Raw genomic sequence first — 22246 nt, forward strand, 5'->3', positions numbered from 1 at the left:
TTTCAAAAGAACTTAGAACATGAATTTAAACCTAAACAACAAATACGCATTAGTATGTGGAAGTACAGCAGGAATTGGTAAAGCAACAGCTATGGCTTTAGCAGCAGAAGGAGTACAAATTACTCTTATTGCTAGAAATGAAGAGAAGCTAAAAGCAACATTAGCCCAATTACCTCAACATAGAAATCACGATTACATAGTTGCTGATTTTTCTAATCCGAAAACATTAAAAGAAAAGGTTGAAGCTTATGTAAAACAAAATCATGGCTTTCATATTTTGATAAACAATACAGGTGGCCCAAAAGGCGGACCAGTTTTTTCTGCTGATGTTGAGGAGTTTGAAAGTGCTTTTACACAACATTTAAAATGTAATCATGTACTAGCACAAGCTGTTGTTCCATTTATGAAAAGCGAATGTTATGGCAGAATTGTAAACGTCATTTCAACCTCTGTAAAACAACCATTAGATGGCTTAGGTGTAAGCAACACTATTCGTGGTGCAGTAGCCAACTGGAGTAAAACCTTAGCTAACGAGTTAGGGCAATTTGGTATTACCGTAAACAATGTACTTCCTGGAGCTACAGGAACAGAGCGTTTAACTGAAATTATAAAAAACAAATCTGCTAAATCTGGAAATACAGAAGAAGAATCTGCAAATGCTATGAAAAGTGCAGTTCCTGCTAAACGTTTTGCAAAACCAGAAGAATTAGCAGATGCCATTACATTTTTGGCAAGTGAACGTGCTGGTTATATTAACGGCATTAATCTTCCTGTAGATGGAGGAAGAACGAAGAGTTTATAGTTCAATTTCTCAATTTTTATTCCTATTTTTATTGAATTGATAAATTTGCGTTAAGGATTGAAGCGTTGTTGGAGCTCCTTGAAGAGAGCGACTGCCGAAAGCCTGACCAAGACAATGCTTTTTTGCATGCCTTGGTAACGCCCAAAATATAAAATGATGAGTAAGTTATTTCCGCCTATAAATTTTAAAGAATGGATTGAAGAAAACAGACACCTTTTAAAACCACCTGTTGGTAATAAAGTAGTCTGGAAAGATGGCGATTTTATTGTTATGGTTGTTGGTGGTCCAAATAGCAGAAAAGATTACCACTACAATGAAACACCAGAATTTTTCTATCAAGTAGAAGGTGATATTACCTTAAAAGTTATAGATAAAGGCACTCCAAAAGATATACTTATTAAAGAAGGAGAAATATTTTTATTACCACCTAAAGTACCACATTCTCCACAACGTGGCGCTAACACTGTTGGTTTAGTAATTGAATATCCTAGAGAAAAAGGCATGAAAGATGCTTTATTGTGGTTTTGTGAGAATTGTACAACAAAACTATATGAAGAAGATTTTACTTTAGATAATATTGAAACAGATATGCCTGCAATATTTGATAAATATTATGGTGATTCAAACAAACGTAGCTGCCCAAATTGTGGTCAAGTAATGCAACCACCAAAGAAAGTGCAATTAAATTAGCATTGTCATTCCTGCATATCCAGGAATCCATTATAATTTTAACTAAAAAGTAGATTCCTGCTTATGCAGGAATAACAAATATGAGCAAACGAAAACTAAGAATAAACGGTCACTCACACTTATTACCATATCCTGAAGACATTCCTCAGTTTATGCATGATAAAGGTATTTTTTGGGTTGATAAAGACCGTAAGTTTATGCTCCAGAAAGATTGGAGTCGTCCAGTTACAGATTCTAGTTTCTTTTTAGATGAGAAGTTAGAGTGGATGGAGCGTAACAAACTAGATCATGCTGTGGTACTTAACTTATCACAATTGTATGGCAATGGTTTACATGTGGAAGAGATGAAACAAGCGTTACGTTTTCAAAACGATTTTAATGCTAAAGTACAACGCGAAAACCCAAGTAAATTTACTTGTGGCTTTGTGGTTCATCCTGGTTTTGTGCGTGGTGCTTGCTGGGAAATAGAACGCTGCGTCGAAGAATTAGGGATGCGTTTATTATGCTTACCAACACATTACATGGATACCATTGGTACTTGGCGTTGTATTTTTGATGAAGAAAACGAGCCTATTTTTGAACTCGCCAATAAGTATAATTTGGCAGTAGAAATACATCCATACGATGGAGAAAAATTTATAAAATTAGAAAATACTTCTTGGCGTTTTCATTTAATCTGGATGTTAGCACAATGTGCAGATGCTTATCATTTCTTAACATTAAATGGATATCAAGATAAGTATCCAAACATGCGAACTTGCTTTGCACATGGAGGACAATTAGCACAAATTAACCTTGGACGACGTATTCAAGGTTTTGATGGTAGACCAGATTTATTTGAAGGTAAAACGCATCCAAGAAAAGCAGTTGGACACAAAAACATTTTCTTCGATACGTTAGTTCACGATACAGGAGGATTAGAACTTTTAATAAGAAATCAAGGTTCTAAACAAGTACTCATGGGACTCGACGATCCCTATCCTTTAGGAGAAATGGAAAGTGAAAAACAAAGTTCTTATCCTGGTAAAATTTTAGATTTAGCCATCGAAAGAAAAATTATTACAGAAACCGAACGTGATGCTATTTGGGAACACAACGTAATACAGTGGCTTTGTGGAGACGACCAAGAGGCAAAAGATAAATTAGTAAAACGTATTTTAGGCTAATGCATTTTATACCAGAAAAACTTGACGATTACGTTGTTGCACATTCTGAAAATGAACCAGAATTACTACAACAATTAACTCGAGAAACTTTTCAAAAAATATTACAGCCTCGTATGTCTAGTGGTCCATACCAAGGTCGCGTATTAAGTATGATTTCAAAATTAATTAACCCTAAAAACATACTAGAAATAGGGACTTTTACAGGTTATTCTACATTGTGTTTAGCTGAAGGTTTACAAAGGGAAGGTACTATTGATACTATTGATATTAATGAAGAACTCATTGATTTTCAACGTAAATTTTTTGATAAATCTATATATGGAACACAAATTTTTCAACATCTTGGTAATGCTTTAGAAATAATACCAAAATTTAATAAGACATTTGACTTAGTTTTTATTGATGCAGATAAAGATAATTATGTTAATTACTTTAACTTAATTATTAACAAACTAAAAACTGGAGGAATCATATTATCTGACAATGTTTTATGGAGTGGCAAAGTGATTGAAGTATTAGATCCAAAAGATAAAATGACGAAAGCCGTTTTAGAATACAACTCACTTTTAAAAGAAGATTCTCGCATAGAAACTGTAGTGTTGCCTATTCGCGACGGATTGACTATTAGTAGAAAGTTTTAATTTTGTTTCAGAAAAACAATTTAATACTAAAAAAGTAATGATTAAAGATTTACTGCTAACACCTTTTCAGAAATTTGTAAAACTAGAAAGCCTCTCTGGTATATTATTATTTGGAGCAACTATTGTTGCTTTAGTTTGGGCTAATTCTAGTTTTGGAGACAGCTATTTAACGCTTTGGGATTATAGACTAGGAATTTCTACTGAAGGATTTGAATTGAAAAAGCCTCTAATTCTTTGGATTAACGATGGCTTAATGGCTATTTTCTTTTTTTTAATCGGTCTAGAATTAAAAAGAGAATTATTAATTGGCGAAATAAATACTTTTAAAAAGGCTACGTTTCCTTTAGTAGCTGCTCTAGGTGGTGTTTTAATACCTGTGTTACTATATTTAGTATTAAATCAAGACCCAAATACAACAAAAGCTTGGGGAATACCAATGGCAACAGACATTGCTTTTGCTTTAGCTATTTTAGGCACATTAGGAAAAAGAGTGCCATTAAGCTTAAAGATCTTTCTTACTGCATTTGCAATTATAGACGATATTGCAGCTGTACTAGTTATAGCCATTTTCTACAGTGCCGCAATTAATTGGGTTTTAGTATTAATCGCTCTGGCCTTAATTGGGTTTCTTGCATTAATATATTATAAATTTAATTACTCACTAGCTGTTGGGTTAATTATTGCTACGATTGTTTGGTTTCTTTTTTTAAAATCTGGAATTCACCCAACCATAGCAGGTGTACTTTTAGCATTTACTGTGCCTATTAAAAGACGAATTAATATTTTTTCTTTTTCAAAAAACTTGTCTATATTATCTAATAAAATAGCTCAAAATGCTGCTGGAGAAGAGAATAACAACAAACACCTTTTAAGCGAAGACGAAATTAATAATATAGACAACTTAGACGATTTAACATTTAAAGTACGTTCTCCGCTTCAGTTCTTAGAACATAAACTACACAGCTTTACAGCTTATTTAATTTTACCAATCTTTGCTTTTGCCAATGCAGGTGTTGTGATTAGCACTTCTTACAATTTCAACTTTTCTTTAATGAGCAATATTGCAATTAGTCTGTTTTTTGGTAAATTATTAGGCATTACTTTGTTTTGTTATTTAGGCCTAAAATTAAAAGTAACGCAGTTACCGAGTGGTGTTAACTTTAAACAAATAATAGGAATTGCAAGTATTGCAGGAGTAGGTTTTACAATGTCTATTTTTATTGACAACTTAGCTTTTGCAGGAGACTTAATCAGTATTAACTCAGCTAAGGTTGGTATATTAATTGGTTCTTTTACCTCAGGATTATTAGGATTTTTAATTTTACGTTTCTCTAGTAAAGCTGATAAATTATAGACCAATAAAGGTTAACTAAAGAAATAATGCTAAAAATTATTATTTAATAAAAAGGAAAATACTACATTTTTCTTCTAATAGAACCTGTAAAATCCTCTAAATCGTCTTTTACCTTTTTAAGTTCGTCTTGCACATCTTTAGTAATGCTAGTATCTAAACCATTTTGCTCTGCACTTTTAGTAATTTCGCCTTTAATGTCATTACTCGCATCTTTTAGCATACGCATACCTTTACCAAGACCACGTGCTATTTCTGGAATATTTTTTGCGCCAAAAATCATAACTACAGCGAGTATAATTAAAATAAACTCTTGGCCTCCAATAAATAAAAATGTTGTTAACTGTATCACTTTGCAAATATAGTAAGTAAATAGTTTTAAAAGTAAAAAGCCTTTTAAAATAAATTTCAAAAGGCTTTTTTACAAAGACGTATCATAGAATTTAAATGGTAAAATCACCATTTTTTTTATGTTCGCTATTCTCGTAACGTTCTATACATTTATTTAAAATATCGTAGGCTTCTTTTGCATCTCCCCAACCACCAACATCTACTTTCTTCTTTTCTAAATCCTTATAAACTTGAAAAAAATGTGTAATTTCTTTAATTCTATGCGGATTTAAATCGTTGATATCATTATAAGTATTCCATATTGGGTCTGTAACTGGAACACATATTAACTTTTCGTCAGGCCCTTTTTCATCTGCCATATGAAACACTCCAATAGGTTTTACTTCTACTACACACATTGGAAATGTAGGCTCTGTTCCCATTACTAAAACATCTAATGGATCGCCATCTAATGCCAATGTTTCTGGAATAAAACCGTAATCTCCTGGATACATCATCGATGAAAATAACATACGATCGAAACGTATTTTACCTAATTCGAAATCGTATTCGTATTTATTTCTACTCCCTTTTGGAATTTCTATTAAAACGTCGAACGTTAATTTTCCTGCTGGACTCATTTAAAATATTTATTATTTTTTATAAAAAACTGTTGTTTTTCGGGCTGCAAAAATACAAGATTCTTTAAGTATGCACAAGTAATCTCGCTTTAGATTAAAATTAACGATATTCTCTTATAGTTTACGTTTTTAAAAGCAATAATTAAAGTCTTACCTTTATGGGTAAGTGAACAATCTTTTTAGTTTCATAGAAATCTTCTGAATAGAAATCTGAAATATTATAAATAGTTGCTGTTTTATAATCTTTCAATTCTTCTGTTAAATCTCCGCCTTTAAGATAAAGGATTCCGTTTTTAAGTGCATTGTTTTGTTGTTTCGATACTTTTCCTTTTATCCAATGAACAAAAGTAGGCATGGCAGCAACTGCTCTGCTTATTACAAAATCGTAAGTACCTTTTATATCCTCTACTCTTGAATGTGTTGTTTTAACATTCTCAAGACCTAAACCAGCAACTACTTCGTTTACAACTTTTAACTTTTTAGCAATACTGTCAACTAAATGAAAATCGCACTCTGGAAATAATATTGCTAAAGGAATTCCAGGGAAACCTCCTCCAGTACCAACATCTATTATTTTTGTTTCCTCTTTAAAAGTTATAACTTTTGCAATTGCAAGAGCATGTAAGACATGGCGTAAATATAACTCGTCTATATCTTTTCTAGACACAACGTTTATTTTTAAATTCCAATCTTGATACAATGATTCAAGTTTAGCAAACTTATTAATTTGATCTTGTGTAAGGTTAGGAAAATACTTAAGAATGAGCTCCATGTTTTTAAATTTTGAGCAAAAGTAGAGAAATTATTGTGCATTTTTATGATAAATTAATTTATAAGCACGTCATTATTATTTATCTTTGTAGATATACTTAATACTTAAAAAACATCGTTTTAGGTATAAAAAATTAATAGCATGACAAAACAAACAATATCTTTTTCAAGAAAAGACTCTGCAAAGTTTTTTAAAACATTAAACAAACGTGTTAACACTTACTTTAAAGAAAATAATATTAAAAAAACTGGTAACTGGAAGTTATATCTTAAAGCCATAGTAATGTTTACATTATTACTTGGACCACTCATTCTTATATTAACAGTAGAGTTACCGACTTGGCTTCAAATAATATCTATGATGGTTATAGGTATTGGTATGGCTGGAGTAGGAATGAATGTGATGCATGATGCCAATCATGGATCCTTTTCTAGCAAAAAATGGGTTAATAAATTAATGGGAAGTAGTATTCATATTTTAGCTGGTAACGATTACAATTGGAAAGTACAACACAATGTTTTGCACCACACATACACTAATATTCAAGGACACGATGAAGATATTGACGCAGGAAGAATTATTCGTTTTTCTAAACATTCTAAATGGTTAAAAATTCATCAATACCAAAAATATTATGCGTTTTTACTGTATGGTTTATTAACAGTAAATTGGGCAATTACTACAGATTTTAAACAAACTTATGTATATTTAAAGAGAAAGTTGTCTTATGGTAAATTTCCAAAACCAGCAACACAATGGACAAAATTAATTATAGGCAAAATAACCTATTACACTATTTGGGTGGTTTTACCATTAGCTTTAGGTTACACTTGGTGGCAGGTTTTAATAGGCTTTTTAATTATGCACTACACCGCTGGAATGATTTTAAGTGTTGTTTTTCAATTAGCACATGTTATGCCTAATACTGAAATGCCTGTTCCTGACGAAGAAGGCAACATGAAAAACACATGGGCAATTCATCAATTATTTACAACCTCTAATTTTTCACCTAAAAGTTGGTTGGTAGAATTTTATACAGGAGGATTAAATAGGCAAGTAGAACATCATTTATTTGCACATATAAGCCATGTTCATTACAAAAATATAGCAAGAATCGTTAAAGAAACAGCAAAAGAATTTAGTTTGCCTTACAATGAGTACAACTCTATTTGGACTGCCATTGGTGAGCATTATCAACAACTAAAAGAATTAGGTATGAAACCTAATATGGCTTAATTTTAATGTATTTTCAATCAACAATTTACAATGAACCTACTTTCAGATAGAATAACGAATATGTCTACCTCTGCTACTTTAGCAATGGCAGCAAAAGCAAGAGAACTTAGAGCCGAAGGCAAAGACATAATAGGTTTAAGTTTAGGAGAACCAGATTTTAACACTCCAGATTTTATTAAAAATGCAGCAATAGAAGCTATAAATCAAAATTACAACTCTTATTCACCAGTAGATGGTTATGTAGAATTAAAAGAGGCTGTAATTACAAAGTTTAAACGCGATAACAATTTAACCTATACCTTGCCACAAATTGTAGTATCTACTGGTGCAAAACAATCGTTATATAACGTTGCACAAGTCATGCTAAATAAGGGAGACGAGGTTATTTTACCTTGTCCTTATTGGGTAAGTTATAGCGACATTGTAAAGGTTGCAGAAGGTATTCCTGTTGAAGTAAAAACGTCTATAGATACAGATTTTAAAATGACTGCCTCACAACTTGAAGCAGCTATTACACCAAAAACAAAAATGCTTTGGTTTAGTTCGCCTTGTAACCCAAGCGGTTCTTTATACAGTAAAGAAGAATTAGAAGCTTTGGCTGGAGTTTTAAGAAAGCATCCAAATATTTACGTTGTTTCAGATGAGATTTATGAACATATAAACTATACGGGGAAACCACACGCGAGTATGGCAGGAATAGAAGATATGTTTGATAGAACTGTAACCGTAAACGGCGTTTCTAAAGCGTTTGCCATGACAGGTTGGAGAGTTGGTTATATTGGTGCTCCAGATTGGATTGCTCGTGCTTGTAATAAAATGCAAGGTCAAGTAACAAGTGGTACAAACTGTATTGCTCAACGCGCTGTTATTACTGCCTTAAATGCAAAGCCTAGTGTGATAAATTATATGATTGACGAATTTAAAACACGTCGTGATATGGTTTTACAATTACTTGAAGATATTGAAGGTTTTAAAACCAACACACCAGAAGGTGCTTTTTATGTGTTTCCAGATGTTTCTTTTTTCTTCGGAAAAACCTTACGTGGAAAAACTATACATAACGCTACAGATTTTTCACTTTATTTATTAGAAGAAGCACTTGTGGCTACAGTAACAGGTGATGCCTTTGGAAATCCAGATTGTATAAGAATAAGTTATGCCGCTTCGCAAGAGCAAATTAAAGAAGCTGTTAAGAGGATTAAAGCTGCTTTGGTTTAAATAACTAATACTCATAAAAAATATAAAGCCTCTGATTGATTACAGAGGCTTTTTTTATAACTGTAATCCGTCAAACCAAAGTGGACTGTTTAGTATAATGCCTTTATTCAATTATAAATATTAGCTTAAAGCAACAAGAATTCTTATGCAAACACAACAAACTTTTTTACAGTACTCAAGGTACAACATAAATACAATTGTTCACTTTTTTCAGGTTGCTTTAAACAGAAATAGAGTTTGTCTTTAAATTTTTAAAATTCTATTTTACAATAGATTGATAATTAGAATTTAAAAAACCAGTGTAAGAAGTATGAATGTTTGATTTGATGATTGATTTCATCACACTGTTTTTTCTGGTTATATTATGACGACAAATCGTAATGAAAAATGTATCATATACCTAATTGAAGGTCAATTAAAAAATATAATACTACCTATTCCTCCAAAAGAAAGGTGTTAATAAAATTAGTACAGTAAACAACTCTAAACGTCCAATAAGCATTAAAAAAGAGGCCCACCACTTTCCAATTGGTGGTAAAGCTGCATAATTATTTACAGGACCAAAATCTCCTAATGCTGGACCTACGTTTCCTAAACTTGAAGCTGCTAATCCTATGGCAGACTCAAAGTCTATTTGCATCATAGAAAAACCTAGCGAACCTATAATAAAGGACAACAAGTATAATATAAAGAATCCTAAAATATTAAAAACAATATCACCTGAAACCGAACGTTTATTATACCTAACAGGTAAAATAGCATTAGGATGTAATGTACGCTTGAACTCTAAAAATCCATTCTTAATGGTTATTAAGTGTCTTACAATTTTTATTCCACCCGAAGTACTACCAGCTGAACCACCAAGAAACATTAATCCGAAAAAGAAGATGGTTAAAAAAGGTGTCCAGAGTGTATAATCTGCAGTAACAAAACCAGTAGTAGTAATTATGGCTAGAACTTGAAATAAACTGTGTCTAAAAGCACTCTCACCAACTCCTAAAACTTGTGGATGTTCTATAGTAGAAAGACTAAGGTCTGCATTAAAATATATAATTACTGCAGCCAAAATTGTAAAAATTGCTATAAATTTAAAATAGAGTTTAAACTCTTCGTCTTTATAAACTTTAGAGATTTTGCCTTTAAAAGCAAAGTAACTTAGCACAAAATTTGTTCCTGCTAAAAACATAAATACAATAATAATGTACTGTACCATTGGCATTGCATTCCAATAAGCAACACTAGCATTTTTTGTAGAAAATCCTCCTGTAGACAAAGTACTCATAGAGTGATTTATAGCATCAAAAAAATTCATTCCTGCTGCTTTAAGCAAAATAGTTTCTGCAGCTGTATAGCCAAAATAAATAAGCCATAACCGCTTTGCTGAATCTGTTATTCTAGGATGTAATTTATCTGCACTTGGGCCAGGAGCTTCAGCTGCAAAAAGCTGCATACCACCAATACCTAATAATGGTAGAATAGCCACCGCAAGAACAATAATACCCATTCCACCAATCCAATGTGTTAAACTTCTCCAAAATAAAACACCTTCTGGGACTGCTTCAATATCATTTAATATAGATGCACCTGTAGTTGTAAATCCAGACATGGTTTCGAAAAAGGCATCTGTAAAACTAGGAATCGCCTCAGTAAAAACATAAGGAATAGTACCAGATAGTGCCATAACAATCCAACCAAAGGATACTACTATGTAACCTTCTCGTTTATTCATTTCCTTTTTATGGTTTCGAGTATAAACCATTGCAGAAACACCAATAAGTAAGGTAACTAAACCAGATAAAAATAGTTTTAATGTTACACCATCTTTATAAATTAAGCTTACTATAGCAGATAATAGCATAAAACCACCATTAAACAGAAATAGTAAACCAAAGAAATGGAAAATAATTTTATAATTAAGTTTAAGGCTTTTGTACATAGTAGATTATAAAAACAATTTTTCTACCTCTTTTATAGATCTAGGTAAACAGCAAACTACTATATAATCGCCTTCTTGTATTTTAAAACTCCCTAAAGCAATTAATCCTTCGCCATTTCTTATAACTCCTCCAATAATTGCAGAACGTGGAAACGAAACATCCTTTATTTGCTGATTACAAATTTTAGAATCGCTCTTGACTTTAAATTCTAACAACTCTGCATTCATGTTGTTAAGCTTAGTCATGGCAATAACCTCGCCTTTTCTTACGTACCTAAATATGTTATTGGCTGCTAATAGTTTTTTATTAACCAATGTGTCAATACCTATGGAATGAGATAGCTCAAAATAATCCATATTCTCAACCAAAGCAATCGTCTTTTTTACACCTTTAGATTTTGCTACTAGACAAGACATAATATTAGTTTCAGAATTTCCAGTTACAGAAATAAAAGCATCCATATCACTAATATTTTCTTCTTCTAAAAGCTCTACATTTCTTCCGTCGCCATTAATAACTAGCACTTTTTCTAGAGTATCTGCCAAATCGAAAGCAACATCTCTATTATTTTCAATTAACTTAACATTAAATTGTTTTTCACTTAGATCTCTAGCTGTTTTATACCCTATTTTACTTCCACCAAGAATCATTACATCTTTAATGGCTGTGTTTGTTTTTCCTGTCATTTTACACAACTCGTCTCCTCCTCCTGCGCTTGTAATAAATACAACAGTATCGCCTTCTTTAAACTGCGTGTCGCCTCTAGGAATAATTGTATATTGTGTTCCAAAACGTTGAATTGCTATAGGTACAAAGTGAATTTCAGAAAAATGCTGAGCGGCCTCTTTTACAGATTTTCCAACAAAAGAAGCGGTTCTTGCCAAATCTAAACTCACCATTGTAAGTGCTCCATCTTCAAACTCATAACTTTCATTAAAAGCAGATTGATTTAATAATAATTGAATTTCTGATGCAGCAAGAGCTTCAGGAGAAATAAGCTCGTCTATACCAAAGCGTGTAAAACCAACCTCATCCTTATGCGTAATAAATTCGGTATTAGATATTCTAGCAATTGTGCGTTTAGAACCTAATTGCTTAGCTAAAACACAAACCGTAATGTTTGTGGTTTCTGAGGCTGTAACAGCAATTACAAGATCACTACCTTCTACTTTTGCTTCTTTTAACATAGCAATAGAGGTCGCATCTCCTTTTAAAACTTTAATATCTAAATGGTTATCTGCGTAAGAAAGACTTGCTCTATCTGTGTCTATTAACGTAATTTCTTGCGATTCATAAGACAATAATTTTGCTAAATGAAATCCTACTTCACCAGCTCCAGCAATAATTATTTTCATTCTTTGATTTATATAAAACGAATGACAAAGATAATTAATTAATTGTTTTCTTGTTTCTTAAAGGCTAAGCAATGTATTATATTTGCAAAAAAATAGTTTTGGAAAAAGTAAACCCTTATAAAGATAGTAAACTTGGCAAAAAAGAACAGGTTACTAAAATGTTCGACACGATTTCTGGAGAGTACGATGGTTTAAATCGTGTTATCTCTTTTGGAATAGACATTAAATGGAGAAAAAAGGTGGTGGAAATAGTTAAAGCTACCAATCCAGATAGTATTCTAGATATAGCTACAGGAACAGGAGATTTAGCTATTAACCTTGCGGAAACTAAGGCTAGTAAAATTATTGGTTTAGATATTAGTAGCGGAATGCTTGATATTGGAAAAACTAAAATTACAGCAAAAAAACTAGACGATAGAATTGAAATGATTATTGGAGATAGCGAAAATATGCCTTTTGAGGATAATTCGTTTGATGCTATAACTGTAGCCTTTGGAGTTAGAAATTTTGAAACTCTTGAGAATGGTTTAAAAGATATTTTACGTGTACTAAAACCTGGTGGTACCTTTGTAATTCTTGAAACTTCTGTACCTACAAAATTCCCATTTAAACAAGGCTACACATTTCACTCTAAAATTATACTACCAACCATAGGAAAATTATTCTCTAAAGACAAAACAGCTTACAAGTATTTAAGCGAAAGCGCTTCAGTTTTTCCTTACGGTGAAAATTTAAACAATATTTTGCGTAATATTGGGTTTATTAATGTTATAGATTTACCACAAACTTTTGGAGTGGCAACAATTTACAAAGCATCAAAAAAATAACATGAAGAAACTAATTGCACTAATACTATTTATTACAGCCACTTCTGTTTGTTCTGCGCAGTTATTTACTAGAGAAAAAGTTCAGAACAACCAAAGTATGGATAAACAATCTCTTAGTTGGGGATATTACTTTGGCGCCAATAATCTAGATTTTAAAATAGATTATAATGATAATATAGGAGATGTAGAAACCGTAAGATCTATAGGTTTTAATGTGGGTTTAGTTGCAGATGTTCGTGTAAACGACTATATAAACTTTAGGTTAGAACCAGGTTTAGTAATTGCCTCAAGAAATTTACAATATCCAGAAAATTATTTTGAAGGTATTCCTGAAGAAGACTTAAGTCCTTCAGATTTTTTACGAGAAATTAAATCGACTTATGTATACATTCCATTATTAATGAGGCTTTCTACAAAGCGTGTTAATAATTTTAAACCTTACATTACTTTTGGTGTCGCGACCTCGTTAAACTTATCTAGCAACGAAAAAAATCCTGAAGACAACACTGGAGGACGATTTAGAACTGCCAGAAGCGTTCAGTTTTTCGAAGTTGGTTTTGGTATAGATTTCTATTTATATTGGTTTAAATTCACACCCTCAATTCGTGGTGTTTTTGCTCTAAACGATGAGTTAGTAAGAGATGTAGATCCTAATAGTCCTTGGACAGGTAATATTAATTCTATGCAAACACGTGGTGTTTTTATTAATTTCACGTTTAGATAGATTTTATATTGTAGTATGTACAGTTGTAGTTTTTAAATAATGTGCTCAAGTGGCTAAATTTAAATACTTTTTAACAATAAGCACTTATAACTTTTTACCTTTTTAACTCACTTAAAAATATAGCAGTAGCAGTAGCAACATTTAAACTTTCTGTTGCCTGTAAATCTCCAAATCTTGGAATGGCAACACGTTGTGTTACTTGTTTTTCTATAGCTTCAGAGATACCATTAGCTTCATTTCCCATTATTAGCACACCTGTTTTTGGCAATTTACTTTTGTAAACATTTTCACCATCCATAAAAGCACCTAAAATTGGAATTTCAGCTTCCGATAAAAAAAGATGTAAATCTAAATAGTTAATATTTACTCTAGTAATCGAGCCCATTGTAGCTTGTATTACCTTAGGATTATAGCAATCTACCGTTTCTTTACTACACACTAATTCTTTAATACCAAACCAATCGCACAATCTTATAATAGTGCCTAAATTTCCAGGATCTCGCACACTGTCTAGAGCAACAACTAATCCTTTACAATCTATGGCTTTGGGTGTTGGTATTTTAAAAATCGCTAACGCTTTATTTGGTGTGGTTAAAAAACTAACTTTATTTAACTCGACATCTGTAATTAGTGTTTGATTATTGGTATAACTTTTGAAAGACACTGTCGTAAACAAATGATGTAATTCTAAAGAAGATTCTAAAAGTTCGTTAATGACTTTTAAACCTTCAGCAACAAAAAAACCGTCAGCAATTCTATATTTTTTTTGCTTGAGACGCGTTATTAATTTTATTTGGCTTTTTGATAGCATTTAAAAAATGTATTTTTGAACTTCTGGAGATTCAAAATTAGAGTTTAAAGTCAATACAAATCCTTTTAAAGATTGTTTAATTGAAAATACAAGATTCAAAAATACTATTTATTATTTTAATTTTTGGTTTTCTAACCTCGTGTAACTCTATTAAACGTGTGCCAAAAAACGCACATCTGCTAACAAAAACCACAATAAAGGTTAACGACAAAAACGAGGAGAGCGAAGCTGTAACAAACCTTATCCACCAGAAACCAAATAGTAGTATTCCCTATATTAACTTTAAAACAAGACTTTATCTATACAATTGGGCACGACCAAATTTAGACTCTATTTTAAAAGCTAGAGTTAAAAACAACCCAAAACGCACAGCAAGACAAACTCGATTTTTGTCTAAAAAACAATTTAATCAAGGACAAAGAATGAAGCTTGGTTTTAATAAATGGCTTAAAGAAACTGGTGAAGCTCCTGTAATTGTTAACGATTCGCTATCAAAAAAAACAGCCAAAAGACTTGAAGACTATTATTGGAATAATGGATGGTTAGACGTTAAAACAGATTTCGAAACCATAAGAAACGACAACCAAAGAGCAAGTGTAACTTATAAAGTAATTACAGGTGAACCTTACATTATAGACTCGCTCTCAACAAATATTGAAACTCCAGTTATAGACTCTTTGTACCAAAATAGTTTAAGTGAATCTTTAATTAAACCTAATAAACAATATAAAACTAACGATGGCTTAGCAGAAAGAGACCGTATTACAGACATGTTAAGAAACTCTGGAGTTTATCATTTTTCTCAGGATAATATTTTGTTTAAAATGGATAGTATTGGAAAAACAAAAAAAATAAATATAGAGCTTTACATAAGCGAAAAACCTATTAGAAAAGAAGATACTACACTATACGAACCTTTTAAAATATACAAAGTAAAAGATGTAAATATTTACACTAATAATGCTTTCGAGGATAAAGACATTCCTATAAAAGATACTACGTTTTACAACGGTTATAACATATATAGTAAAGAAAAACTACGTTTTAACTCTAAAATGCTTACTGATGCTGTTTTTATAAAACCAAAAACACTATTTAGAGACAAAAACAAATCACTAACATCTAGAAGAATTAGTAATTTAAAAACGTTTAAGTATCCAAAAATAGAATATGTAGAAAATACAGCAGATACCACTTTAACTGCTAATATTTATTTAACACCTTTAAAACGCTTTTCGCTGGGCTTTAGCGCAGAAGCATCACAAAGTAATATACAAACCATTGGTTTTTCTTTAAACCCAAGTCTATTAATGCGTAATGTTTTTAAAGGTGCTGAAACTCTTGAGCTTTCTGGAATAGCATCTATTGGTGCCTCTAAAGATGGCTCAAATGAACGTGACCAGTTTTTTGATATTAATGAAATAGGTGCTAATTTAAGATTAACAATTCCTAGGTTGTTTTCGCCTTTTAATACCGAGAAAATAATACCAAGTTCTATGTTTCCGTCTACTAGAATTAGTTTAGCCACAACAAGCCAAACTAATGTAGGCTTAGATAAGCAAACAGCAACAGGAACATTTAATTACAGATGGTTCCCAAATAATAAAGTATCTAATAGACTAGATGTATTTAACGTACAATTTGTAAAAAACCTAAACACAGGAAACTACTTTAATGTATATGAAAATTCTTTCAACTCACTTAATACCATTGCTATAAATTCTGGTTACATTAATAGTGGCGAAACTTTAGCATTACCAAATCAAGCAAATTTATTTATTGCAGACGCTACAAGTGGAAATGTATCAGGCATTACAACAACAGACTTACAAACTGTAAAAGCAATTAACGAAAGAAAAGAAAGACTTACAGAAGAAAACCTTATCCTAGCAACAAATTTTAGTTATACCAAAGACAGACGTGATAACTTATTCGATAACGACTTCTCTATCTTTAGACTAAGATTAGAACTAGCAGGAAATGTTCTAGCAGCAACATCAAATATGTTAGGCTTACAAAAAAATAACAACGATAAATACGAATTGTTTAATGTTGCTTTTTCACAATATGTAAAAACAGAGTTAGATTATGTTAAATATTGGGATTTAGGTGCTAAAAATGTTATTGCAATCCGTTCTTTCTTCGGTATTGCTATTCCTTATGGGAACTCTACAAACATTCCTTTTGCAAAAAGTTTTTTTGGGGGTGGTGCTAACGATAATCGTGCATGGTCTGCTTATAATCTTGGGCCTGGAAGCACACAATCTGTAAACGAATTTAACGAAGCTAATATGAAAATTGCCTTAAGTGCCGAAAACCGTTTTAACCTTTTTGGCGCACTTAATGGAGCCTTATTTGTAGATGCAGGAAACATTTGGAATGTACTTGATGATGTAGATGATGATGCCTCCACTTTTAATGCAATATCATCTATAAAAGATATTGCTGTAGGCTCTGGTTTTGGTTTAAGATACGATTTTAATTTCTTCATCCTTAGAGGAGATATTGGCTTTAAAACATACGATCCTGCTTACAACGAAGGCAACCGTTGGTTTAAGGACTATAACTTTGCTAATGCTGTGTATAATATAGGGATTAACTATCCTTTTTAAACTCTATTTGTCTTACCAACACTATATCGTTTTCGCAGTTTTATCATCAATTTTAGAGATAAATATTTAGAAATTGCTTACTTTTGAGTCTCAATTTTCAACCAAAACAATAGACCATGTCTCATAATATAAAACCAGGAGTTGCAACAGGAAAAGAAGTACAAGCTATTTTTAAATTAGCAAAAGAAAAAGGCTTTGCCTTACCAGCAGTTAATGTTGTAGGCTCTAACACAATTAATGGTGTTTTAGAAACAGCTAAAGCTTTAAATGCTCCTGTAATCATTCAGTTTTCTAATGGTGGTGGTGTGTTTAATGCAGGAAAAGGTTTAAGTAATGAAAACCAAAAAGCTGCAATTGCAGGTTCAATAGCAGGCGCAAAACATGTACATTTAATGGCAGAAGCTTACGGTGTACCTGTAATATTACATACAGACCACTGTGCAAAAAAATTATTGCCTTGGATTGATGGTTTATTAGATGCTAGTGAACAACATTTTGCAGAAACTGGCAAATCGCTTTACAGCTCTCATATGATTGATTTAAGCGAAGAACCTCTTGAAGAAAATATAGAAATTTGCAAAACTTACCTTAAGCGTATGAGCAAAATGGGTATGACTTTAGAAATCGAATTAGGAATTACTGGTGGCGAAGAAGATGGTGTAGATAATAGCGATGTAGACGAGTCTAAATTATATACACAACCAGAAGAAGTAGCTTATGCATACGAAGAATTAAGTAAAATAAGCGACCAATTCACCATTGCAGCAGCTTTTGGAAACGTTCATGGTGTTTACAAACCAGGAAATGTGAAATTGACTCCAAAAATTTTAAAAAACTCTCAAGAATATATTTCTAAGAAATTTGGTGTAGCGCACAACCATATCGATTTTGTTTTTCATGGTGGATCTGGATCTACAGAAGCAGAAATTCAAGAAGCCATTGGTTATGGTGTCATTAAAATGAATATAGACACAGATATGCAATATGCATTTATGACAGGTATTCGTGATTATATGGATGAAAAAGCAGACTATTTAAAAACTCAAATTGGTTCTCCAGATGGTCCAGAATCTCCAAATAAAAAACACTACGACCCACGTGTTTGGTTAAGAAAAGGAGAAATTACTTTTGTTGAAAGACTTAAAAAAGCATTCAAAGATTTAAATAATGTAAACACATTATAAGTAAATTATAACCTTGATTATAAATCCCATTTTAAAGTTTTAAAATGGGATTTTTATTTTTCAAAAAAAACAATTCTAGATATAGCGAAAACAAATTTTGAGTTGTAACAATAAAATGAGTAATTTTGTGTGCTTGTAAAAGCAAATTAACAAATAGATTTTTTAGAGTACTTCTAAAATTGTAAACCTAAAATCGTTAATCGAAATATGGCTTGGTTTAAAAGAAAAGAAAAAGGAATAACAACATCTACCGAAGAGAAAAAAGACATTCCAAAAGGATTGTGGTACAAATCTCCTACAGGAAAAGTTGTAGATTCTGAAGAATTAGCAAAAAATTTCTACGTGAGTCCAGAAGATGGTTACCATGTAAGAATAGGAAGTAAAGAATACTTCGAAATATTATTTGATGACAATAAATTTAAAGAATTAGACAAAGACTTATCGTCTAGAGATCCGCTTAAATTTGAAGACACTAAAAAATATCCAGACCGATTAAAAGCAGCTCAAGAAAAAACCAAATTAACAGACGCAGTACGTTGTGCTGTTGGCAAATCTAAAGGCAAAGACTTAGTAGTTGCAGCAATGGATTTTAGTTTTATTGGAGGTTCAATGGGTTCTGTTGTAGGCGAAAAAATTGCGCGTGCAGCAGACTATGCACTTAAAAACAAATTACCATTCATGATTATCTCTAAATCTGGAGGTGCCAGAATGATGGAAGCAGCATTATCATTAATGCAGCTAGCAAAAACATCGGCAAAATTAGCACAACTAGCAGATGCTGGCTTACCTTATATTTCGTTGTGTACAGACCCAACAACAGGTGGAACAACTGCATCATTTGCTATGTTAGGCGATATTAATATTGCAGAACCAGGAGCATTAATTGGGTTTGCAGGACCAAGAGTTGTAAAAGACACTACTGGTCAAGATTTACCAGATGGATTTCAAACTTCAGAGTTTTTATTAGAACATGGCTTTCTAGATTTTATTACCTTAAGAAAAGATTTAAAGAAAAAAGTAAATCTCTACATAGATTTAATAACAAATCAACCTTTAAGAGCCTAAATTCAATTTACACCTAAAAACTTTGCAATTAAACAAAAAAACGTATATTTGCCGCTCGAAAGATAGGCTTTCGTGTACATAACAATCATTTACAATAATATTAGAATGTATTTATCAAAAGAAGAAAAAAAAGAGCTCTTTAAAAAGCACGGTGGAGACTCAAAAAACACTGGTTCTGCAGAAGGGCAAATTGCTTTATTTACTCAAAGAATAGAGCATTTAACACAGCACTTAAAAACTAATCGTAAAGATTATAATACAGAGCGTTCGTTAGTAATGTTAGTTGGTAAGCGTCGCGCTTTACTAGATTACTTAACTAAAAAAGATGTCTTAAGATATCGTGCAATAGTTAAAGAATTAGGATTAAGAAAATAATCTCAATATAAAGACCACGCCTTACAGCGTGGTTTTTTGGTATAAACTAACTCGTTTGGAAGAGTTTAAACTCCAAAATTGAAGAAGCTAATTATAGTTTTTCATTGGTACAGCAACTATTACTACTACACAACACAACTACCAATGTTTAACCAAAATTTCGATATTAACTAAAATAGTCGAAATTAGAATTAAAAAATTTATGATTCCAAAAGTATTTAGAGAGGTCATAGACCTTGGAGATGGTAGAGAAATTTCTATCGAAACCGGAAAACTTGCAAAACAAGCACATGGTAGCGTTGTTGTGCAATCTGGAAAATGTATGTTATTATGTACAGTTGTTTCCAATTACAAACAAAGTCCAGTAGATTTTTTACCATTAACGGTAGATTATAGAGAGAAATTTGCTGCTGCAGGTCGTTATCCTGGAGGTTTCTTTAAAAGAGAAGCAAGACCTAGTGATGGCGAAGTATTAACCATGCGTTTAGTAGACCGTGTTTTGCGTCCATTATTCCCAAAAGATTACCATTCTGAAACTCAGGTGATGATACAGTTAATGTCTCACGATCCAGAAGTTATGCCAGATGCCATGGCAGGATTAGCAGCTTCTGCTGCTATTCAATTATCAGATTTTCCTTTTGAATGTGCAATTTCTGAAGCAAGAGTTGGCCGTGTAAATGGTGAATTTATTATTAATCCAACACCTTCACAATTAGCAGAATCTGATTTAGATATGATGATTGGTGCTTCTGCCGATTCAGTAATGATGGTAGAAGGTGAAATGCACGAGATTTCTGAAGAAGAAATGGCAGATGCCATTAAGTTTGCTCATGAAGCGATTAAAGTACAATGTGCTGCTCAAGTAAGATTGGCAGAAGCATTTGGTAAAAAAGCTGTACGTGAGTATGAACCTGAAAGAACAGACGAAGATTTAGAGAAAAAAGTATATGACATGGCTTACGATAAAGTGTATGCTATTGCAAAAGCTGGTTCTGCTAAACATGAAAGAAGTGCTGCATTTCAACAAATAAAAGAAGATATTAAAGCGACGTTTTCTGAAGAAGAATTAGAAGATTATGGTGGTTTAGTGTCTGATTATTATAGAAAAGCTGAAAAAGCTGCCATTAGAGATTTAACCTTAAATGAAGGGTTGCGTTTAGATGGTAGAAAAACAGACGAAATTAGACCAATCTGGTGTGAAGTAGATTACCTACCATCAACACATGGTTCGTCAATCTTTACTCGTGGAGAAACGCAAGCATTAGCAACCGTAACTTTAGGTACTTCTAGAGACGCAAACCAAATAGATATGCCATCTCAAGAAGGTGAAGAGCGTTTTTATTTACACTATAACTTCCCTCCTTTTTGTACAGGTGAAGCGAGACCAATTCGTGGTACATCGCGTCGTGAAGTAGGACATGGTAATTTAGCACAACGTGCTTTAAAAAACATGATTCCTGCAGATTGTCCTTATACAGTTCGTGTGGTTTCTGAAGTATTAGAATCTAACGGTTCGTCATCTATGGCAACTGTTTGTTCTGGCACAATGGCCTTAATGGATGCTGGAGTTCAAATGACTAAACCAGTTTCTGGTATTGCCATGGGATTAATTTCTCAAGGTGACAAATACGCAGTATTATCAGATATTTTAGGTGATGAAGATCATCTTGGTGATATGGATTTTAAAGTTACTGGTACTGCAGATGGTATTACTGCTTGTCAAATGGATATTAAGGTAAAAGGATTAAGCTACGAGATTTTAGTAAATGCGTTACAACAAGCACGAGCTGGTCGTTTACACATCTTAGAGAAATTAACAGATACCATTGCTAAGCCAAATACAGATGTTAAAGAACATGCACCCACAATGGTAACAAGACGTGTTCCTAACGAATTTATTGGAGCCTTAATAGGACCTGGTGGAAAAGTAATTCAGGAAATGCAAAAAGAAACTGAAACTACTATTGTTATTAACGAAGATCCAGTAACCGAAGAAGGTATTGTAGAAATTTTAGGTGTTGGTAAAAAAGGTATTAATGCTGTAATGGCAAAAATAGATGCTATTTTATTTAAGCCTACAGTTGGAAGTGTATACGAAGTAAAAGTTATCAAGATGTTAGATTTTGGTGCAGTTGTAGAGTATATGGATGCTCCTGGAAACGAAGTGTTATTACACGTTAGTGAATTAGCATGGGAACGTACAGAAAATGTAAGCGATGTTGTAAATATGGGTGATGTTTTCGATGTAAAGTATTTTGGATTGGATCCAAGAACACGTAAAGAAAAAGTATCTCGCAAAGCCATTTTACCAAAACCAGAAGGCTTTAAGGAAAGACCACCAAGAGACGATAACCGTTCTGGCGGACGTGATAACAGAGGTTCTCGCGACAATAGAGGTCGTGATAACAGACGTGATGACAGAAAACCAAGAGGAGAAAAGAAAGAAGATTAATTCTTTTTTAACATAGCTATTAAAAAGCCCATCAAAAATTTGATGGGCTTTTTTTTA

At 32.4% G+C, this 22246-nt stretch carries 20 protein-coding genes; 14 read left to right on the forward strand and 6 right to left on the reverse strand.

Features of this window, described 5'->3' with window-relative positions; genetic code table 11:
• The first annotated feature begins 19 nt into the window (after positions 1–19).
• The 5 genes from P8H50_RS09875 (at position 20) to nhaA (ending at position 4653) form a co-directional block, all read left to right on the forward strand.
• Positions 20–802 carry an SDR family oxidoreductase gene (locus tag P8H50_RS09875; protein WP_300208446.1) on the forward strand — a complete coding sequence of 261 codons (783 nt, stop codon included), beginning with the start codon at positions 20–22 and terminating at the stop codon, positions 800–802.
• 156 nt (positions 803–958) lie between these two features.
• Entirely contained in the window at positions 959–1492 is a 534-nt protein-coding gene (locus tag P8H50_RS09880) for a 3-hydroxyanthranilate 3,4-dioxygenase (RefSeq protein WP_300208448.1), read from the forward strand.
• A gap of 80 nt (positions 1493–1572) precedes the next feature.
• Positions 1573–2658 (forward strand): amidohydrolase family protein, encoded by a 1086-nt coding sequence (locus P8H50_RS09885; RefSeq protein WP_300208451.1) that lies wholly within the window; start codon positions 1573–1575, stop codon positions 2656–2658.
• A complete protein-coding gene (locus P8H50_RS09890; RefSeq protein ID WP_300208453.1) occupies positions 2658–3299 on the forward strand; it encodes an O-methyltransferase in 642 nt (213 codons plus the stop codon). The genes P8H50_RS09885 and P8H50_RS09890 overlap by 1 nt, the downstream gene beginning before the upstream one ends.
• 37 nt (positions 3300–3336) lie before the next feature.
• Positions 3337–4653, forward strand: coding sequence for a Na+/H+ antiporter NhaA (nhaA, locus tag P8H50_RS09895; RefSeq protein ID WP_300208456.1), 1317 nt, complete (start codon positions 3337–3339; stop codon positions 4651–4653).
• A 61-nt stretch (positions 4654–4714) separates the two neighbouring features.
• Here nhaA and P8H50_RS09900 read toward each other — a convergent pair whose 3' ends face one another.
• The 3 genes from P8H50_RS09900 to rsmG form a co-directional block, all read right to left on the reverse strand.
• The gene (locus tag P8H50_RS09900) at positions 4715–5002 is read right to left on the reverse strand and encodes a twin-arginine translocase TatA/TatE family subunit (RefSeq protein ID WP_300208896.1); all 288 of its coding nucleotides are present in this window, start codon (positions 5000–5002) and stop codon (positions 4715–4717) included.
• A 91-nt stretch (positions 5003–5093) separates the two neighbouring features.
• Positions 5094–5621: an inorganic diphosphatase gene (locus P8H50_RS09905; protein ID WP_300208458.1), complete on the reverse strand. Its 528-nt coding sequence runs from the start codon at positions 5619–5621 to the stop codon at positions 5094–5096.
• Positions 5622–5763: 142 nt separating this feature from the next.
• Positions 5764–6393: a 16S rRNA (guanine(527)-N(7))-methyltransferase RsmG gene (gene rsmG / locus P8H50_RS09910; RefSeq protein ID WP_300208461.1), complete on the reverse strand. Its 630-nt coding sequence runs from the start codon at positions 6391–6393 to the stop codon at positions 5764–5766.
• 141 nt (positions 6394–6534) lie between these two features.
• On the opposite strand from rsmG, the gene P8H50_RS09915 reads away from it, so the two are divergent.
• Both P8H50_RS09915 and P8H50_RS09920 read left to right on the forward strand, forming a co-directional pair.
• Positions 6535–7629, forward strand: coding sequence for an acyl-CoA desaturase (locus tag P8H50_RS09915; RefSeq protein ID WP_300208464.1), 1095 nt, complete (start codon positions 6535–6537; stop codon positions 7627–7629).
• Positions 7630–7659: 30 nt separating this feature from the next.
• The gene (locus tag P8H50_RS09920; RefSeq protein ID WP_300208467.1) at positions 7660–8847 is read left to right on the forward strand and encodes a pyridoxal phosphate-dependent aminotransferase; all 1188 of its coding nucleotides are present in this window, start codon (positions 7660–7662) and stop codon (positions 8845–8847) included.
• A 430-nt stretch (positions 8848–9277) separates the two neighbouring features.
• Here P8H50_RS09920 and P8H50_RS09925 read toward each other — a convergent pair whose 3' ends face one another.
• Together P8H50_RS09925 and trkA are read right to left on the reverse strand one after the other, a co-directional pair.
• The gene (locus P8H50_RS09925; protein WP_300208470.1) at positions 9278–10783 is read right to left on the reverse strand and encodes a potassium transporter TrkG; all 1506 of its coding nucleotides are present in this window, start codon (positions 10781–10783) and stop codon (positions 9278–9280) included.
• Between the two features lie 6 nt (positions 10784–10789).
• A complete protein-coding gene (gene trkA, locus P8H50_RS09930) occupies positions 10790–12139 on the reverse strand; it encodes a Trk system potassium transporter TrkA (RefSeq protein ID WP_300208472.1) in 1350 nt (449 codons plus the stop codon).
• 98 nt (positions 12140–12237) lie between these two features.
• Between trkA and ubiE the strand changes: the two genes are divergently transcribed.
• Together ubiE and P8H50_RS09940 are read left to right on the forward strand one after the other, a co-directional pair.
• Positions 12238–12966 (forward strand): bifunctional demethylmenaquinone methyltransferase/2-methoxy-6-polyprenyl-1,4-benzoquinol methylase UbiE, encoded by a 729-nt coding sequence (ubiE, locus tag P8H50_RS09935; RefSeq protein ID WP_300208474.1) that lies wholly within the window; start codon positions 12238–12240, stop codon positions 12964–12966.
• 1 nt (position 12967) lies between these two features.
• Positions 12968–13690, forward strand: a complete 723-nt coding sequence (locus tag P8H50_RS09940) for a porin family protein (protein ID WP_300208476.1) — start codon at positions 12968–12970, stop codon at positions 13688–13690.
• 94 nt (positions 13691–13784) lie between these two features.
• Here P8H50_RS09940 and P8H50_RS09945 read toward each other — a convergent pair whose 3' ends face one another.
• Entirely contained in the window at positions 13785–14501 is a 717-nt protein-coding gene (locus P8H50_RS09945) for an RNA methyltransferase (protein ID WP_300208479.1), read from the reverse strand.
• An 80-nt stretch (positions 14502–14581) separates the two neighbouring features.
• On the opposite strand from P8H50_RS09945, the gene P8H50_RS09950 reads away from it, so the two are divergent.
• The 5 genes from P8H50_RS09950 (at position 14582) to P8H50_RS09970 (ending at position 22189) form a co-directional block, all read left to right on the forward strand.
• Entirely contained in the window at positions 14582–17113 is a 2532-nt protein-coding gene (locus P8H50_RS09950; protein ID WP_300208482.1) for a BamA/TamA family outer membrane protein, read from the forward strand.
• 116 nt (positions 17114–17229) lie between these two features.
• A complete protein-coding gene (fbaA, locus tag P8H50_RS09955) occupies positions 17230–18297 on the forward strand; it encodes a class II fructose-bisphosphate aldolase (protein WP_300208485.1) in 1068 nt (355 codons plus the stop codon).
• Between the two features lie 207 nt (positions 18298–18504).
• Complete coding sequence (gene accD, locus P8H50_RS09960; RefSeq protein ID WP_300208488.1) at positions 18505–19362, forward strand: acetyl-CoA carboxylase, carboxyltransferase subunit beta; 858 nt, start codon at positions 18505–18507, stop codon at positions 19360–19362.
• A 105-nt stretch (positions 19363–19467) separates the two neighbouring features.
• Positions 19468–19737, forward strand: a complete 270-nt coding sequence (gene rpsO / locus P8H50_RS09965) for a 30S ribosomal protein S15 (RefSeq protein WP_300208490.1) — start codon at positions 19468–19470, stop codon at positions 19735–19737.
• A 202-nt stretch (positions 19738–19939) separates the two neighbouring features.
• Positions 19940–22189 (forward strand): polyribonucleotide nucleotidyltransferase, encoded by a 2250-nt coding sequence (locus tag P8H50_RS09970; protein WP_300208492.1) that lies wholly within the window; start codon positions 19940–19942, stop codon positions 22187–22189.
• Positions 22190–22246: the final 57 nt, after the last annotated feature.

Origin of the sequence: Lacinutrix sp., from assembly GCF_029238095.1 — a bacterium.
In the GTDB taxonomy this organism is placed as follows: Bacteria; Bacteroidota; Bacteroidia; order Flavobacteriales; family Flavobacteriaceae; genus Lacinutrix.